Genomic DNA, 17,070 nt, shown 5'->3' on the forward strand with positions numbered 1-17,070 from the left:
GCAGAGATTTTGGCCAGCGCAGATTCCAGGCCAGCAGAGATTCCAGGAGAGACATGTCCCAATCAGTGCACACCGCGTCGGGAGCTGCCACGACGACTGCCTACATCGGCGGCGAGCGCGTGGCCGCCGAGCGCAGCTACGAGAACATCGACCCGGCGACGGGGGAGGTGCTCGGCCTCACCGCGCGATGCGATGCATCCCACGTGGATGCCGCGGTCGCAGCCGCACGGGCGGCGCAACCCGGATGGGCCGCCACCAAGCCGGAGGTCCGCGCCGACCTGCTGCAGGCGCTCGCGGCGGCCATCATCGCGAACCGCGAGGAGCTCACGCTGCTCGAATCGCAGGACACGGGCAAGCCGCTCACCCAGGCGCGAACGGATGCAACGGTCGCTGCTCGGTACTTCACCTTCTACGGCAGGGCCATCGACTCCTACTACGGCCTGTCCTTGCCCGTCGATCCGGCGTTCCACGTGTATACGCGGCGGGAGGCGCTCGGCGTCTGCGGCAGCGTCATCGCCTGGAACTACCCCATGCAGCTCTTCGGCCGGGCCGTCGCGCCCGCCCTGGCCACGGGCAACACCGTGGTGCTGAAGCCGGCCGATGAGACGCCCCGCACCGCGGTGCGCATCGCGGAGCTCGCCGTCGAGGTCGGGATCCCCGCCGGGGTGCTCAACATCGTCACCGGCATCGGCGTCGAGGTCGGTGCCGCGCTCGCCGAGCATCCGGGCATCGACCACATCGGCTTCGTCGGATCGACCGCGGTCGGCACGTCGATCGCCACCGCGGCCGCCCAGAACGTGATCCCCGCGGTGCTCGAGCTCGGGGGCAAGAGCCCGCACGTCGTGTTCCCCGATGCCGACCTCGACGAGGCGACGATGTTCATCACGAAGGGCATCCTGCAGAACGCGGGTCAGACCTGCTCGGCGGGCTCACGACTCATCGTGCACGAGGATGTCGCCGACGAGCTTCTCGCGAAGCTGAAGACCTCCTTCGAGCGGGTGACCATCGGCCCGGGCTCCGACGACCGCGACCTCGGCCCCCTCGTCTCCGTCAAGCAGCAGGACCGGGTACGCGGCCTCGTCGACGGCGCAGACGGCCGCGTCATCACCGGTGGGCACGTGCCAGAGGGGCATGGGGCCGGCGCCTTCTTCGCCCCGACGCTCATCGCCGACGTCGACCCGAGCTCCGAGATCGCGCAGAAGGAGGTCTTCGGCCCCGTGCTGGTCGCCACGACCTTCACCGACGAGGACGAGGCGGTCCGCATCGCCAACGGAACCGACTACGCGCTCATGGCAGCGATCTGGACCCGCGACATCTCCAGGGCGCATCGCCTCGCCGCGCGCGTCGAGGCCGGGCAGGTGTACGTCAACGCCTATGGGGCGGGCGGCGGCGTCGAGTACCCGTTCGGCGGCTTCAAGAAGTCCGGCTACGGCAGAGAGAAGGGCGTCGAGTCGCTCGACGCGTACACCGAGACCAAGACCGTCATCGTCAAACTGTAGGGAGCATCATGACGCAGATCGTCGAAGGGTGGACGGGGCGGGTCTTCGAGGACTTCACCCCAGGAGACCTCTACTACCACCCGTTCTCCAAGACCGTCACCGAGGACGACAACATGACGTCGACCCTCATGACGCAGAACGTCGCGAAGGTCCACGTCGACGCGCGCCTCACGGAGAGCACCGAGTTCCGGCGCATCCTCGTGAACTCCTGCTTCACGCTCTCCCTCGTCACCGGGCAATCGACGATCGATCTGTCCATGAACGTGTTCGCGAACCTCGGCTGGGATGAGGTCCGGCTCCCGCATCCGGTCTTCGTGGGAGACACGATCTCGTCGCGTTCCAAGGTGCTGTCGCTCCGGGAGTCGCGCTCGCGCCCCTCGGTCGGCATCGTCGAGGTCGCGACCGAGGGCTACAACCAGGACGGCGTCATCGTCATCAGCTTCCGACGCACGTTCATGGTCTCGAGACGCGGGTTCCTGCCCGTCTCCCCGACGCCACGCCCCGACGAGTCGTCGCTGCCAGACGCGGTCGAGCGATGAGCGCCCTCGCGGCGGCGCAGACGCTGCTCTTCGTCCCGGGAGATCGGCCCGACCGCTTCTCGAAGGCGCTGGATTCCGGGGCCAGCCTGGTGATCCTCGACCTCGAGGATGCGGTCGCCCCCGACAGTCGGGAACGGGCGCGGACCGCCATCCGAGATCTGCTGGCCACGGCCGAACCGGGTCGTGTGCTCGTTCGGGTCAACCCGGCGGACACGGGCGACAGTGCGCCCGACCTCGCGCTCCTGGAGGACGTGTCCGCCAGGTCGCCCGGCGCCCTCGCTGGCGTCGCCGTGCCGAAAGCCGAGTCGCGGGCCTACCTCCGACAGGTGAGCGCCGCCTCGGGTGGCGCGCCGCTCCTCGCGCTCGTGGAGACCGTGCGCGGCCTTCGCGCTGCGGAAGCGCTCGTGACCCGCGGCCCTGGTGAACCCGAGCTCGACGTGCGCCTCGCCTTCGGGGCGCTCGACTTCGCGGTCGATGCGGGTGGCGACGCAGACTCGCTGCTCGATGCGGCACGCGTCGAGCTGGTCCTCGCCTCGCGACTCGCCGAGGCGCCAGCCCCAGTCGAATCCCCGAGCGCCAGCATCCGCGACCTCGCGGCCGTCGAGTCCGCCGCCAAGCACGCCGTCGCACTCGGCTTCGGCGGCATGCTCGCCATCCACCCCGCCCAGCTGCCCGTCATCGCCTCGGCGTTCCGGCCGACCGACGCCCAGATCGACTGGGCCCGCCGCGTGGTCGGCGCAGGCTCCGGCGCCGTGCAGGTCGACGGGGCCATGGTCGACGCGCCCGTGCTGCGGCGAGCGCGGCGCATGCTCGCCGCCGTCGGGGAGGCATCGTGAACGGCAGGCCGCTCGACGGCATCACCGTGCTCAGCGTCGAGCAGGCGGTCGCCGCCCCCTTCGCGACGCGGCAGCTCGCCGACCTCGGCGCCCGCGTCATCAAGATCGAGCGTGCAGGTGGCGACTTCGCGCGCCGCTACGACTCCACCGTGCACGGCACATCGAGCTTCTTCGCCTGGCTCAACCGGGGCAAGGAATCGGTTGTGCTCGACCTCAAGGACGAGGCGGACGCCGAACTCTTCCGCAGCATCGCCGCGACCGCCGACGTCGTCGTGCAGAACCTCGCACCAGGCGCGCTCGACCGCCTCGGCCTCGGCTACGACGAACTCGCGGCAGGCAACCCCCGACTCATCTACGCCGAGATCTCCGGATACGGCACGGGTGGCAGCTACACGCGCAAGAAGGCCTACGACCTCCTCGTGCAGTGCGAAGCCGGCCTCCTCTCGGTGACCGGCACCCCGGAGCAGCCATCGAAGGTCGGAGCGTCCGTTGCCGACATCGCGGCAGGCATGTACGTGTACTCCGGTGTGCTCGCCGCGCTCATCCAGCGCGGACGGACCGGCGTCGGCGACCGCATCGAGGTCTCCATGCTCGAAGCGCTCGGCGAATGGATGCAGCAGCCGTACCTCTTCGCCGAGTACGGCGGCCGCCCTCCCCAGCGGCACGGAGCATCCCACGCCACCATCGCCCCATATGGCCCGTTCGAAGCCTCCGACGGGACCGTGTTCATCGGCATCCAGAACGAGACGGAGTTCGCGGGCTTCTGCCGCGACGTCCTGGGCGCGGCGGAGCTCGCCGACGACCCGAGGTTCAGCCTCAACGAGCATCGGGTCGCGAACCGGGACGCGCTCAGCGAGCTCATCGGAGCGGCGATCGCCGAGACTCCGAGCGATGAGGTGATCAGGCGCCTCGACTCCCTGGCGATCGCCAACGCGCGGATGCGGACGATGGCGGAGTTCTCCGCGCATCCGCAGCTCGCGGAGCGAGACAGGTGGGTCGAGGTCGAGACCCCAGGGGGTTCAGCCCGCTCGCTCCTTCCGCCCGTCACGGCCGGCTCCTACCGGCCGGCGATGAAGCCCGTGCCGGACACGGGCGAGCACACCGACCGCATCCGGCGCGAATTCGCCGCCACCGAAGAACGGAACTGACATGTCACTCGCTCGCAGCTACGCGCAGCATGCCCTCGGCCCCGTGGACCTCGACGAGGAGCGCTCCGCGTGGATGCGCGCGCTGCTCTTCGACGCCCTCGCCGTGACGCTCGGAGGCAGCGGACGCGAGTCGGCCCGAGCTGCGCGCGACGCCTACGCCGGGCTCGCCTCGGACGTCGCGCCGTCGTCCGTGTTCGGGGCTGCGCTTCGCCTGTATGCGGAGGATGCGGCGCTCGTCAACGGCATCACCGCCCACGGGCTGGAGCTCGACGACACCTTCGAGGAAGCGTCCCTGCATCCCGCCGTGGTGCTGTTCCCGGCGCTCTTCGCCGCCGCGGAAGAGCACGGGGCGAGCTACGGTGCCCTCCTCGATGCCGCGGTCGTCGGGTACGACGTGATGTGCGACATCGGGGTCGTCCTCGGAGCCGCCGAGAGCTACGGCCGCGGCTTCCACCCGACCGGGGTCGCGGGCGCCATCGGAGCAGCCGCAGCCGTCTCCCGCCTCCTCGGCTTCGACGAGTCGCAGACGGTCGACGCCATCGGCCTCGCCTCGAACCTCGCGGCGGGCTCGCTCGAGTTCCTTTCCGACGGTGCCTGGACGAAGCGCCTCAACGCGGGTCACGCCGCAGCTGTCGGAATCCGGGCAACCCGTCTCGCCGCGGTTGGGTTCGTCGCGCCGGCCGCGGCCCTCGAAGGACGCGACGGGTTCCTCGCGAACTACGGCGACGGCTTCCACCCCGAGCGTGTGCGCACCATCACGCCAGGGGAATACGCCTGGCGGACGAGCATCAAGCTCTACCCCTGCTGCCGCTACATGCACGGCAACATCGACCTGCTCCTGGACATCGCCTCGCAGCGGCCCGGCCTGTCCGCGGCCGAGGTCGACGACGTCGAGGTGGCCGTCATCGAAGCGGGCGCCCGCCTCGTCAGCGTGCCAGCAGACGCGAAGCTACGCGTCGAATCGGCGGTGGATGCGCAATTCAACATGCCGTTCGGCGCAGCGCTCGCGCTCACCACGGGCACCGCGACCGTCGACCAGTTCGACCGGGCGGCGGAGCTCGCGGACGAGCTGCTCCCGCTCATGAGGAAGGTGAGATGTGTGACCTCGCCTGCGGTCGAAGCGGCGTTCCCGGCAGACTGGACCGCCGAAGTGCGGATCACCTTCACGGACGGCAGCGTGCACGAGGCTTCGACGAACGCCTACCGCGGCTCTCCCGGCGCACGCGCCTCACGACAGGACCTGCACGCCAAGGCGAGGGGGCTCGTCGGCGAGACGTGCGCGAACGAGCTCTGGGCGCTCGTGGAACACGACCGCACCGCATCCGTCGCAGAGCTCATGGAAGCCATGCCGCGGCCCGAATTGCCCGCTCAGTAAGATGTCCCCGTGCCGCTCCCACCCGACGAACGCCTCGAAGACGCAGCCCGTCGCTACGGCAGCATGCGCTCGTTCGCGGCCGAGTACCTCCGAGAGCGCATCATCTCCGGGGTGCTCCTGCCCGGGGAGTCCCTGCAGATCGACGAGATCGCGCAACGGCTGAAGGTGTCGGCGACTCCGGTTCGCGAGGCGCTGCAGTCGCTCCGCGTGGAGGGGTTCGTCGACGGCGTGCGCGGCCAGGGCTTCCGCGTGCACCCGATCACGGCTGCGGACATCGAAGACGTCTTCCTCGTGCACGCCAACGTGGCCGGAGAGCTCGCCGCGCGTGCCGCGCGCAGCATCTCCGATGAGCAGCTGCGCGTGCTCGAGGCCCTGCACTACGAGCTGCTTGCCGCGGCCGTGCGCGGGGATGTCGAAGCGCTCGAGGCCCGCAACAACGAGTTCCACCACCTGCTCAACCACATCGTGGATGCGCCGAGGCTGCGCTGGCTCGTCGCCCTCTTCTCGAAGTACGTGCCCCGCAACTTCTACGCGCAGATCGAGGGGTGGCCCGAGGCGACCCGTGCGGACCACACGCAGATCATCGATGCCATCAAGGCCAGAGACGCGGAGGCGGCGAGGCATGCCGCGAGCGAGCACATCATCCACTCCGGGGAACTGCTGGCCGCGCACTTCAGATCGGCGACCGCCTCCGCATCCGCATCCGCCGACTCCCTCCCCAAACTCTGATCTCTCCCTCCGCCCCGGGTCCCCGAGGGGTGCGGGGGGCCCAGGTCTATGGGGTCTGGGCGCGCGCGGACCGGCCTCGGGCCTACCCGCGCGGGGCGAGCGACACGATGAGGTCGGTGCGCAGGTCGTCCGGGTTCATGTCGGGGCTCGGCTCGGTGACGTAGATCTCCACCATGGGGCCGGGCTCGTCGCCCGAGTCGCGGAGGTCCTGGATGAGTCGACCCCACGATTCGCCGAGGCCGTCGAACGATCCGAGGTGCGACGCACCGGCCGCGGCTCCCGCCGGGAGGGTGGAGTTCTGGATCGTCACATCGCCGACGAGCGTCTTCTCGCGGATCGGCTCGACGACCGGGAAGCCGATCTCGACGTCGAACGTCTGCGATGGGTCGCCGTGGTAGACCGCGAGGGCGGGTCCGGCCGGATGCACCTTGTCCGCACCGATCGCTGCAGCCATCGCCTGGAAGGTCGTGTCGAAGAGCGTCCGCAGCTCGCGCATGCTGACGTTGTCGTAGCGCGCGACGGCAAGTGGAACGGCGCTCAGCTCGAAGCGCTCCACGCCCTGGCGGGGCGAATCGGGCAGCGGAAGTGTCTCTGGCATGGTGTCCTCCTCGACGCCCCACTCGAGCGGGGCAGATGCTTGACGCCAACCTAGGGCAACGGGCCGTGCGCTGGACGTCATTCGCGGGTGACCTCCCCGGATTCTCGGCGGGTTCCTGGCATCGCTCCAGCGTGGGTCCAGCGCCGACGATGGCGCGCCAAGGGGCTACGATTCCGCAGGTGGCGCGCCGGCGCAGAAGACGGTCGGGTGGATGCGCCACCAGAGCGACGAGAGACACGAGCTGCGCATGAACACGGTCGAGAACGACGGCATCGAAACCGGGGCGACCCCGAAGCGGCCGCTCGCGCGGGCGCTCACTGCACGGCACATCCGCTTCATGGCGCTCGGGTCGGCCATCGGAACCGGCCTCTTCTACGGGTCCTCCGCCGCGATCCAGGCGGCAGGTCCAGCGGTGCTGCTCGCCTACATGATCGCGGGCGCCGCCGTCTTCATGGTGATGCGCGCGCTCGGCGAGATGACGGTGCGCCACCCCGTGACGGGCTCGTTCGGGCAGTTCGCGAACCGCTACCTCGGCGCACGCTGGGGGTTCATCACGGGCTGGACGTACGCGTTCGAGATGATCGTCGTCGCGATCGCCGACGTCACCGCGTTCGGCGTGTACATGGGCTTCTGGTACCCGGACGTCGCCCGCTGGGTGTGGATCGTCGCCGTCATCCTCTTCATCGCCGCCATCAACCTGCTCGGCGTGCGTGCGTTCGGCGAGCTCGAGTTCTGGCTCGCGCTCGTGAAGGTCACGGCCATCATCGCCATGATCGCCGGCGGCATCGCGATCATCATCTTCGGCTTCGGCAACCAGTCACCGGATGCGTCCGGCATCGGGGCGCTCTTCAATCCGGCGACGGGCGGCTTCTTCCCCATGGGCATCGAGGGCGTCATCGCGTCGTTCGCGATCGTGGTCTTCGCGTTCGGCGGCATCGAGATCATCGGCATCACGGCCGGCGAGGCGCAGGATCCGAAGCGCGTCATCCCGAAGGCCATCAACAGCGTGCCGCTGCGCATCCTCCTCTTCTACGTGGGCGCGCTCGCCGTCATCATGATGCTCGCGCCGTGGAACACGATCACGGGTGACGCGAGTCCGTTCGTGTCGATCTTCGACGGCCTCGGGATCCCCGCGGCCCCGCACATCCTGAACTTCGTCGTCATCACGGCAGCCCTCTCGGCCATCAACTCGGACGTGTTCGGGGCTGGCCGAATGATCTTCGGTCTCGCCGAGCAGGGGCAGGCGCCGCGCGTGTTCCTCCGCGTCTCCGGAAACGGCGTGCCGTGGGCGACGGTCGCGCTCATGGTCGCGGCGCTCGCGGTCGGCGCGTGGATGAACGCCGTCATCCCCGAGGACGTCTTCCTCGTGATCGCCTCCATCGCGACCTTCGCGACGGTGTGGGTGTGGATCATGATCGTCTGCTCGCACATCGCCATGAAGCGCGACATCGCGCGCGGTGGGCGCAGCGCGTCCGAGTTCCCTGTGCCGCTGTGGCCGTTCGCGTCCTGGGCGACCCTCGGCTTCCTCGTGTTCGTGCTCGGCGTGCTCGGCTGGTTCGAGAGCACCCGCGTGGCGCTCATCGTCGGCGCGGTGTGGCTGGCCCTGCTGCTGCTCGCGTACCGGTTCGCGGTCGGCTCCGCCGGCAAGCGCCGCGCTGAGCTGGTCGACGAGACCACGGCGCTCGAGGTTCAGCCTGGTCGGCAGACGCCGGAAGTCAAGGGCACCTCCCGCGACTGAGCCGCCCCGATACGATGGGAGCGCACATTCCCGGTGAAACACGACGACTGAGGCGAGCGAACTTGCAATACATCTCTACCCGTGGCGGCACGCTCGGTTCCTACTCCGACGTTCTTCTCGAGGGCCTCGCCCCGAACGGCGGACTCGCCGTGCCGGAGCTGCTGCCTCACTTCACGAACGAGGACCTCGAGAGCTGGCGCTCGCTCGACTACGCCGGGCTCGCGACGGCGGTGCTCGGCCTCTTCGCGACCGACATCCCGCGCGAGGACCTCGAGCAGCTCACCGCGCACGCCTACGGGGAGGGCCGCTTCGCGTCCGAGGACGTCGTTCCGCTGCAGAAGCTGGATGCGCAGCTCACGCTCGTCGGCCTGTCCGAGGGGCCGACCCTTGCGTTCAAGGACATGGCCATGCAGTACCTCGGGCAGACGCTCGACTATGTGCTCGGCAAGCGCGACCGGGTGCTCAACGTGCTCGGCGCGACCTCGGGCGACACCGGTTCAGCCGCGGAGCACGCTCTGCGCGGCCGCGAGCGCGTCTCGGTCTTCATGCTCTCGCCGCAGGGCCGCATGAGCGCGTTCCAGCGCGCTCAGATGTACTCGCTGCAGGACGAGAACGTGCACAACATCGCCGTGAAGGGCGTCTTCGACGACTGCCAGAACCTCGTGAAGCGCCTCGCCGAGGACATCGACTTCAAGCGCGGCAACAACATCGGCGCCGTCAACTCCATCAACTTCGGCCGCATCTCCGCTCAGATCGCCTACTACGTGTGGGCATGGCTGCGTGCGACCGATGAGCTGTCGGCGGATGAGCGCGACGGCTTCGAGGTCTCGTTCGCGGTGCCGTCCGGCAACTTCGGCAACATCCTCTCGGGTCTGTACGCGAAGCTCATGGGCCTGCCGGTCCGCAAGCTCGTGCTTGCCGTCAACGAGAACAACGTGCTCGACGAGTTCTTCCGCACGGGCTTCTACCGCCCGCGCAACGCCGAGAACACACTCGCCACGTCGAGCCCGTCGATGGATGTGTCGCGCGCGTCGAACCTCGAGCGGTTCGTGTTCGAGCTGCTCGGTCGCGACGGCGGCCGCACGGCTGCCGCGTGGAGCGAGCTCGCCGAGACCGGCGAGATCGACCTCTCCGTCGCGCAGCACACGTTCGAGCCGCTCTTCGGCATCGTCAGCGGAACGAGCACGCACGCCGACCGTCTCGCGACGATCCGCAGCGTGCACGACGCATCCGGTGTCACCATCGACCCGCACACGGCAGACGGCGTGAAGGTCGCGCGCGAGCACCTCGAGGACGGCGTGCCCATGCTGGTGCTCGAGACCGCGAAGCCGCAGAAGTTCGCCGACACCATCTCGGAGGCGCTCGGCTCGGACGTCGACGTGGATGCGGAGACGCAGGCCCTCCTCGACGCCCCGCAGCGGGTCGTCGAGCTCGACGACGACGAGCAGGCGCTTCGCGCGTTCATCTCGGAGCGCGTGCTCCGCTAGCCGCTGGCCGCTAGCCGCTAGCCGCTGGCTGCTGGCTGCTGGCCGACCCGAACGCATCCGCGATGCGCTCGGGTCGTCGAGCGTGCCGAGAAGAGTGAGGCAGATGCACCCTCCTTGTCCATCGAGGGTGCATCTGGGTGACTCTTGTGGTGGGGAGCCCAGCGCGCGTGCTCGCCCCGCGAGCGTTCGCTCGCCGTGAGCGGGCGGGGCGCCTACTTGTAGTGGTGCTCGCCGCGCGCCGCCTTCTCGACGACATCCTGGATGCGGGCGGCGCGGATCGCGGGTGTCTTGATGCCCGTGATCCGGAAGATCACCTGGAAGCGGGCCTGCTTCTTCATCGCTTCGAAGAAGGCCAGCGCCTCGGGGTTCGCGTCGAGTGCCGCCTGCAGGTCGGCGGGGACAACCGCGTCCTTGACCCGGTAGGCGGCGTCCCAGCGGCCGTCGGCCTTCGCGCGCTCGATCTCCGCGTGGCCGGCAGGCTGCATCCGCCCCTCTTGGATGAGGCGGGCCACGTGCCCGACGTTGATCTGCGACCACGGGCTGTTCTTCCGCCGCGGAGTGAAGGCCTGCAGCATGTAGTCGTCGTCGAATCGCGCCGACTGACCGTCGATCCACCCGTGGCAGAGGGCCACGTCGAGGGCTTCCTGCCAGGTGATGCCCGGCGCTTTCGAGAGCTTCTTGCGCAGCTTCAACCGGACGCCACCGTCGTCGGGGCCGGACGCGAGGAACGCCTCCCACTGCTCGATCGTGAAGTCGTGGATGGGTTTGTCGGCGAAGCTCACCATGCCGTCATCCTAGGAGGGCGCCCGGGGCGACCGGTGCTGTCCGAGTTCCGTGATGGATGCGCCTGCCCGCCCAGGACGACGCCGGGCCCCGGCGAGCGCCGATCGGCCTGGTCACGCAAATCGGCCAGGGTCCTGGCGCAGCATGCTGCCGCGCACGGACCCTGGCCGACGGCCGCCGGAACGCCTATCCGGCGAGGAAGCTCAGGAGGAGCCGAACCGAGAGGGCGAGCACGGCGGCGAGGCCGATGATGCCGAACGCGTTCTGCCACCACCTGTTGCGCATCTCGCCCATGAGCGAGCGGCGGTTCGCCATGATGATGATGAGCGCGGCCAGGATAGGAGCGACCAGGATCGTGAGGGCCTGGGCGAGCACGATGAGCTCGACCGGCGAGGTCTGGAAGATGAGCGTGACGCCGAGCCCGAAGGCGAGGATGAAGCCGCTCGTGAGTCGTGCCGTGAGGGTGTTGGCGGATGCTCCGCGACCGAACGCATCCGAGAGCATCGTGCCTCCGGCGATCGCATTCGGGATCATGGAGGAGAAGGCCGCCCCCGCAAAGCCGAGCGCGAAGATGAAGCCGCCGATGGGGCCGGCAAGCGGCTCGAAGATGGCAGCCAGGCTGGTGATGGAGGTCGCCGTCTCGGACGTCTTCCCCAGGGCGCCGGCCGCGACGATGATGACGAGCCCCGTCATGACGCCAGGGGCGATGATGCCCGGAATGGTGTCGACGATCGTCACATCGCGGTAGTCCTCTTCCTTCCGGCCGCGTTCCTTCGTGCCGTAGGAGGTGTAGAAGGCGGCGTTGATGGAGAAGTTCGTGCCGACGAGCGCCACGATGAGCAGCCATGAGCCTTCTGGCGCCGTGGGGATGAGCCCGCGCCCAGCCGCAGACCAGTCCGGGTTCACGACGAATGCGCTCACGACGAAGCAGATCGCCATGAGCGCGACGATGGCGATGAGCACCTTCTCGATGACGTTGTAGATGCTGCGGATGAACAGCACCGCCGCGACGCCGAGGGTGCAGATGAGGGTCCACATGACGGGCGACGAGCCGTCGACCAGCATGGAGAGGCCGAGCCCGGAGCCCACGGCGTTGCCGACCGAGAAGCACAGCGTGATGAGGAAGACACCGACGCCCGCGACAACTCCGAGGGGCTTCCCGAGGTGGTCCTTGATGGAGGCGATGAGGGAGACCGGCGACTTGATGCCGAGTCGCACGCTCATGTCGGTGAGGAAGATCATGAGCACCGTCGAGACGGCGATGACCCAGATGAGCGTGTACTGGTAGGAGCTTCCGGCCTGCACTGCCGTGGTGAGGTTGCCTGGGCCGAACTGCCAGGCACCCGCGACGAAGGCGGGGCCGATGAGGGCCAGCTGCTGCCAGAAGCGCCGCCGAGTTCGGCGGGATTCGACGATGGTGCGGACTGCTTCGGTCGAGACTCGCGCGTGGCCGGTGCCTGGCGTCGAGTGGAGGCGGGTGTCGCCCATGGGGGTCTCCTTCGTGGAGTGCGGCCGATGGATGGGGTGCATCCGGCCGCGAAGTCGTCATTGACTTGGGGGTCGCACGGGTTCGGGAACCGGTGCTTCCGGTGCCGCGTCTGGGCGGCGTGTGTCGTCGAGCTTGCAGCAGTCGACGCCAAGCGTAGGAGCAGCGACCCTGTTGTCGCTGCCCCTCCCTGCTAGGAGGCGACCGTCACGCGGTCGAGCCCGGCGATGGCGAACGCCTCGGCGATCTCGCGGTCCGCTCCGTCGGCGAGGGGCAGAAGCGGGGTGCGGACCGTGGCGTGGTCGAGGATGCCGCGGTGCACGAGGCCCCACTTCAGCGCGACGGTTCCCTCCATGTGGGAGCCGCGGTGGTAGACGTTCTTCGTGACGGGCAGGAGGCGCTCGTGGATCTCGTGCGCCCTGTCGTAGTCGTGCGCCTTCCCTGCCTCGATGAGCTCGACGAGCGCCTCAGGGGCGATGTTGCCGTAGCCGACGAGCAGGCCGTCGACGTCGAACATGGTCGGGAGCAGGTACTCGTCGTGGCAGGAGAGGATCTGCAGCTCCGGGTATGCGGCGCGCAGCGCCGGGATCTCCGTGTACCACCGACGCATGTTGCGCACGCCGTTCTTCGTCGCGAACACGCCCTCCTGCCCGGCGATCTCGAGCTGCGTGTCGAGGTTGTAGCTGGCCTTGGTGTTGTCGGGGTACTGGAAGAGGATCAGCGGCAGTCCGCTCTCCTCGTAGATGTCGCGGTAGCGCGTCTGCGGGGCGCCGTCCTGGTAGCCGAAGCGCAGCCACCCGTGGGACGGGTAGACGAGGCCGGCGGATGCACCCGCATCCACGGCGCGCTTCGCTTCCTCGGCTGCGACGGCGTTGCCCTCCTGGGTGATGCCGGCGACGATCGGGATGCGCGAGTCGACCGATTCGCGGAAGGCGGTGATGACCTTCGCCTGCTCGGTCTGGGTGAGGAAGGTGCCTTCGCCGGCGTGGCCGAGGACGACGAGGCTCTTGACGCCGTCGACGGAGCCGAGCCAGGAGCCGAGGCGCTGGATGGCGTCGTAGTCGACGGCTCCGTCCTCGGTGAAGGGGGTGACGGGGGCGGGGGAGAGGCCGCGGAGGTCGATCGACATCTTGTCTTCCTTTGCTCATCGTTGAGGTGGTGGGTCCTGCTCGCCGCTGCTCTTCTGAAGTAATGCAAACGTTTGCAGGAACGATTGCAAGTTTTCATGCAAACGTTCCCGATGTCAAGGGTCGAGTCTGGAGATTCCTGCCGGACGGGCGTCGAGGGGCGAGATACACTCCTCCGCATGAGGCGAAACGACAGTGCCGTTGCCCCCGGAGCGGGCGAGCGACGAGTCGTGACCCTCAAGGAAGTCGCAGCCGAGGCCGGCGTCAGCATCTCCACCGTGAGCCGCATCCTGGACGAGCGCACCGCGCAGTCCCAGTCGGCGACCGCAGTGCGTGTCCGTGAGGTCGCGAACGAGCTCGGCTACCGGCGCAACGTCTTCGCATCCCAGCTCCGCCGCGGCTCGACGAGCACGATCGGCGTGCTCGTACCGCGCCTCAGCGACACCGTCATGGCGCTCATGTACGAGGCCATCGAGCGTGCCGCTGCCGCCAGGGGCTACGTCGCCGTCGTCGCCACCACGGGGGACGACGCCGAGGGTGAGCAGCGCGCGGCCCAGGTGTTGCTCGACCGCAACGTGGACGCGCTCATCATCGCCTCGTCACGCCGCGTCGACAGCTTTCCCCAGTCATTGCAGGAGTCGGGCATTCCGCTCGCCCTCGTGCTGCGCACCGACGGCGTCAGCCCCTCGTCGCTGGGTGACGACGAGGTAGGCGGCTACCTCGCCGTGCGCCACCTCGTCGACCTCGGCCACCGCGACATCGCGCTCGTGACGGGTCCCGACTTCACCTCGAGTGCGCGCGACCGCCTGGCCGGCGCCCTGCGGGCGGCGCGCGAGGCCGGCATCGAGATCCCGCCGCATCGCATCGCGGGCGACGGCTTCCGCATCGAGCACGGTGCGGCCGCGGCCGAGCGCATCCTCGCCGCGACCGAGACGCCCCCGACCGCGATCTTCGCCGCCAATGACAACCTCGCGCTCGGGGTCATGGCGGCCTCGCACCGCCACGGCCTGCAGATCGGCACCGACCTCGCGCTCGTCGGCTACAACGACGTCCCCCTCGCCGAGGCGCTGCCTGTTCCGCTGACCTCCGTGCGCACATCGTTCGACCAGATCGCCACGACGGCGCTCGAGCTGCTGCTGACGCCCGGGATAGGGTCCGTCATCCGGCGCGCGATGCCGACGCTCATTCCGCGCGCATCCAGCTGCCCGCCCCCGCAGCGCTGAGTCGCGGCGGCTGGCGAGACGCGGGGCGCTCGCGGCAGTCCTGACTAACATGAGTGCAATATGCGACAGATCTGGCGCGTGAAGCCCATATGGGCCCAATATTGCACGAATGCTGGTCACGTCTTGCACTCAGATGGCCCGCTGCCCGCTTGTGATCCCCGGTGACCAACTTCCGTGATGGATGCACGTCAGCCTCGCCCGAGGGATCCGCCTGACGCGTTTCGTCCCGGAAGCTGGTCGGGCGGGAGGAGGCTAGTCGTCGAGCAGGTCGAGGAGGGTGCGGATGATCTCCTCGCGTTCCTCGTCGCTCGGCAGGAGCTTCGCGGCCTCCGGCAGGCTCTCGCGCGACTCGGTGACAAACGAGCTCGAGTGGTAGAGGCCGTCGCCGAGGAGCTTGGTCATGTGGGCGACGAGGGGGCTGCCGGTCGATTCGAGGATCGCGTCGTGCCAGGAGCGTTCGAGCTCGAGGATGGCGCGCGTCGCGCTCTGGTTGCCGTTGCGGGACAGGTTCATCGCGGCGAGCCAGGCAGTGTCAAGCTCGTCGCCGACGGAGCTGCTCATCTCGATGAAGTGCCGGACGGTCGACGCCGCGTCGCCCTGGAGCTGTTCTGCGCTCGCGCGGGCCATGCCGGTGAAGCGCTCGATGAGGGCGTCCGCCAGTGCCTCCTTGGAGGGGAAGTGGTAGATGAGCCCGCCCTTGGAGACGCCGGCGATGCGGGCGACTGCGTCGAGCGTGGTCGCGGCGACACCCACGGTGGTCAGCGACTCCTCGTAGGCGTCCAGGATCCGGTCTCTAGCTGAACTCATGGCCGCCATCCTACAGTTGCCAACTGTACCGTCTGGTCGGTATAGTCCTCTTTCATGACCACACTGATCGAACAGCGCGCGGGCCGGAAGGAATGGCTCGGCCTCGCGGTGCTGATGCTCCCCGTCCTCCTCGTGTCGATCGACAACACGGTCCTGAGCTTCGCCCTCCCGTACATCGCCCTCGACCTCCAGCCGAGCGCCGCGATGCAGCTCTGGATCATCGACATCTACCCGCTTGTCCTCGCGGGTCTGCTCGTCACGATGGGCTCCTTCGGCGACCGCATCGGCCGCCGCAAGCTGCTCCTCATCGGCTCGACGGGCTTCGCGCTCGTCTCCGTGCTCGCAGCCTTCTCCGTCTCCGCCGAGATGCTGCTCATCTCGCGACTCCTCCTCGGCTTCTTCGGCGCCATGATCATGCCCTGCACGCTTTCGCTGCTGCGCGGCATGTTCCACGACCGCGCCCAGCGCCGCCTCGCCATCGCCGTCTGGGCGACGGGCTTCTCTGCGGGCACGGCCATCGGCCCGATCGTCGGCGGCGTGCTCCTCGAGCACTTCCACTGGGGCTCCGTCTTCCTCATCGCCGTCCCGTTCCTCCTGCCGCTTCTGATCTTCGCGCCGCTGCTCGTCACCGAGTCGCGCGACCCGAACCCGGGCCCCATCGACGTTCCCGCGATCCTGCTCTCCATGGCGGCCCTCGCGCCCATCGTCTTCGCGATCAAGCACACGGCGACCGACGGCATCGACCTCATCTCGGTCGGTGCGCTCCTCATCGGCGTCCTCTCCGGATGGCTGTTCGTGCGTCGCCTGCTGAAGCAGGAGAACCCGATCCTCGACATGCGCCTCTTCGCGGTGCCCGCGTTCACGGGCTCCGTGCTCGTGAACCTCGTGAGCGTCGTCGCGCTGGTCGGGCTCCTCTTCTTCCTGTCGCAGCACCTGCAGCTCATCCTCGGCCTCACGCCCCTGCAGGCTGGCCTCATGCTGCTCCCCGGAACCGTCACGATGATCGTCGCCGGGCTCCTCATCGTGCGCGTCGTGCGCCGCGTGAAGGTGCACATCGCCATGGCGTTCGGCCTGGGACTCGCGTTCCTCGCCTACCTCTCGCTGGCGATCACGGGCGGCTCAGCCCCGTTGTGGATGCTCGTCGCGGCATTCACGCTCCTCGCGGCTGGCATCGCGATCGCCGAGACGCTCTCCAACGACGTCATCATCGCGAGTGTCCCGCCCGCCAAGGCGGGGGCGGCGTCCGCCGTCTCGGAGACGGCCTACGAGGTGGGCGCGGTGCTCGGCACGAGCGTCCTCGGCGGCGTGCTCACGGCGAGCTACCGCTCCGGGATGGTCGTCCCGGAGGGGGCGACGGCCGAGCAGGCGCATGCCGCCCGCGAGACCCTCGCCGGTGCCGTGAACGTCTCGAACGAGCTCGAGGCCGGCGGCATGACCGCGCAGGCGCAGACACTCCTCGACTCGGCGTTCCACGCGTTCGACGCCGGCAGCACCGTCACGTCGGCCGTCGGGGCCGTGCTCATGGTGGGCGCGATCATCCTCGCGCTGCGCATGGTCGGCAAGGCCACGGCCTAGCCGACGGCGCGCGCTGCGGCGTCCTCATCCGGTCTCCGAAATCGCGCAAGCCACCCGGACCCGGTACTGTCGCTGTCGAGCCGTCTTCCAACGCAGGAATCCGCTTCTGCACTGAACTCG

15 protein-coding genes are annotated in these 17,070 nt (G+C 69.0%); 10 read left to right on the plus strand and 5 right to left on the minus strand.

Annotation, left to right across the window (positions count from 1 at the left end; genetic code table 11):
* Positions 1 to 53: 53 nt before the first annotated feature.
* From GV007_RS15095 to GV007_RS15120, 6 genes are read left to right on the plus strand one after another with little or no spacing between them, the layout of a single operon-like run.
* Complete coding sequence (locus GV007_RS15095) at positions 54 to 1,499, plus strand: aldehyde dehydrogenase family protein (RefSeq protein ID WP_160073834.1); 1,446 nt, start codon at positions 54 to 56, stop codon at positions 1,497 to 1,499.
* An 8-nt stretch (positions 1,500 to 1,507) separates the two neighbouring features.
* The gene (locus tag GV007_RS15100; RefSeq protein WP_160073836.1) at positions 1,508 to 2,038 is read left to right on the plus strand and encodes a MaoC family dehydratase; all 531 of its coding nucleotides are present in this window, start codon (positions 1,508 to 1,510) and stop codon (positions 2,036 to 2,038) included.
* Entirely contained in the window at positions 2,035 to 2,874 is an 840-nt protein-coding gene (locus GV007_RS15105) for an HpcH/HpaI aldolase/citrate lyase family protein (RefSeq protein ID WP_160073838.1), read from the plus strand. Before GV007_RS15100 ends, GV007_RS15105 begins: the two co-directional genes overlap by 4 nt.
* A complete protein-coding gene (locus tag GV007_RS15110) occupies positions 2,871 to 4,022 on the plus strand; it encodes a CaiB/BaiF CoA transferase family protein (protein WP_160073840.1) in 1,152 nt (383 codons plus the stop codon). Before GV007_RS15105 ends, GV007_RS15110 begins: the two co-directional genes overlap by 4 nt.
* 1 nt (position 4,023) lies before the next feature.
* Entirely contained in the window at positions 4,024 to 5,397 is a 1,374-nt protein-coding gene (locus GV007_RS15115) for an MmgE/PrpD family protein (protein WP_160073842.1), read from the plus strand.
* Positions 5,398 to 5,406: 9 nt separating this feature from the next.
* Entirely contained in the window at positions 5,407 to 6,126 is a 720-nt protein-coding gene (locus GV007_RS15120) for a GntR family transcriptional regulator (protein ID WP_160073844.1), read from the plus strand.
* Positions 6,127 to 6,208: 82 nt separating this feature from the next.
* On the opposite strand, the gene GV007_RS15125 is transcribed toward GV007_RS15120, so the two are convergent.
* The gene (locus tag GV007_RS15125) at positions 6,209 to 6,724 is read right to left on the minus strand and encodes a GyrI-like domain-containing protein (protein WP_160073846.1); all 516 of its coding nucleotides are present in this window, start codon (positions 6,722 to 6,724) and stop codon (positions 6,209 to 6,211) included.
* 247 nt (positions 6,725 to 6,971) lie between these two features.
* Between GV007_RS15125 and GV007_RS15130 the strand changes: the two genes are divergently transcribed.
* The gene (locus GV007_RS15130) at positions 6,972 to 8,462 is read left to right on the plus strand and encodes an amino acid permease (RefSeq protein WP_160074354.1); all 1,491 of its coding nucleotides are present in this window, start codon (positions 6,972 to 6,974) and stop codon (positions 8,460 to 8,462) included.
* Between the two features lie 62 nt (positions 8,463 to 8,524).
* Positions 8,525 to 9,949 carry a threonine synthase gene (thrC, locus tag GV007_RS15135; protein ID WP_160073848.1) on the plus strand — a complete coding sequence of 475 codons (1,425 nt, stop codon included), beginning with the start codon at positions 8,525 to 8,527 and terminating at the stop codon, positions 9,947 to 9,949.
* 212 nt (positions 9,950 to 10,161) lie between these two features.
* Here thrC and GV007_RS15140 read toward each other — a convergent pair whose 3' ends face one another.
* The 3 genes from GV007_RS15140 to GV007_RS15150 all read right to left on the minus strand — a co-directional run bounded on the left by GV007_RS15140 (position 10,162) and on the right by GV007_RS15150 (position 13,347).
* Positions 10,162 to 10,734 carry a YdeI/OmpD-associated family protein gene (locus GV007_RS15140; RefSeq protein ID WP_160073850.1) on the minus strand — a complete coding sequence of 191 codons (573 nt, stop codon included), beginning with the start codon at positions 10,732 to 10,734 and terminating at the stop codon, positions 10,162 to 10,164.
* Positions 10,735 to 10,918: 184 nt separating this feature from the next.
* Entirely contained in the window at positions 10,919 to 12,220 is a 1,302-nt protein-coding gene (locus GV007_RS15145; RefSeq protein WP_160073852.1) for an Nramp family divalent metal transporter, read from the minus strand.
* A gap of 191 nt (positions 12,221 to 12,411) precedes the next feature.
* Entirely contained in the window at positions 12,412 to 13,347 is a 936-nt protein-coding gene (locus GV007_RS15150) for a dihydrodipicolinate synthase family protein (RefSeq protein ID WP_104240141.1), read from the minus strand.
* Positions 13,348 to 13,524: 177 nt separating this feature from the next.
* On the opposite strand from GV007_RS15150, the gene GV007_RS15155 reads away from it, so the two are divergent.
* Positions 13,525 to 14,568 (plus strand): LacI family DNA-binding transcriptional regulator, encoded by a 1,044-nt coding sequence (locus tag GV007_RS15155; RefSeq protein ID WP_160073854.1) that lies wholly within the window; start codon positions 13,525 to 13,527, stop codon positions 14,566 to 14,568.
* Positions 14,569 to 14,820: 252 nt separating this feature from the next.
* Here the strand turns inward: GV007_RS15155 and GV007_RS15160 are convergent, their stop codons facing one another.
* Complete coding sequence (locus GV007_RS15160) at positions 14,821 to 15,375, minus strand: TetR/AcrR family transcriptional regulator (RefSeq protein WP_160073856.1); 555 nt, start codon at positions 15,373 to 15,375, stop codon at positions 14,821 to 14,823.
* Between the two features lie 54 nt (positions 15,376 to 15,429).
* Here GV007_RS15160 and GV007_RS15165 point away from each other — a divergent pair, with 54 nt between their 5' ends.
* Positions 15,430 to 16,950 carry an MFS transporter gene (locus tag GV007_RS15165; RefSeq protein ID WP_160073858.1) on the plus strand — a complete coding sequence of 507 codons (1,521 nt, stop codon included), beginning with the start codon at positions 15,430 to 15,432 and terminating at the stop codon, positions 16,948 to 16,950.
* The last annotated feature ends 120 nt before the right edge of the window (positions 16,951 to 17,070 follow it).

The sequence above is a fragment of the Pseudoclavibacter sp. 8L genome (assembly GCF_902506465.1).
GTDB lineage: Bacteria > Actinomycetota > Actinomycetes > Actinomycetales > Microbacteriaceae > Pseudoclavibacter.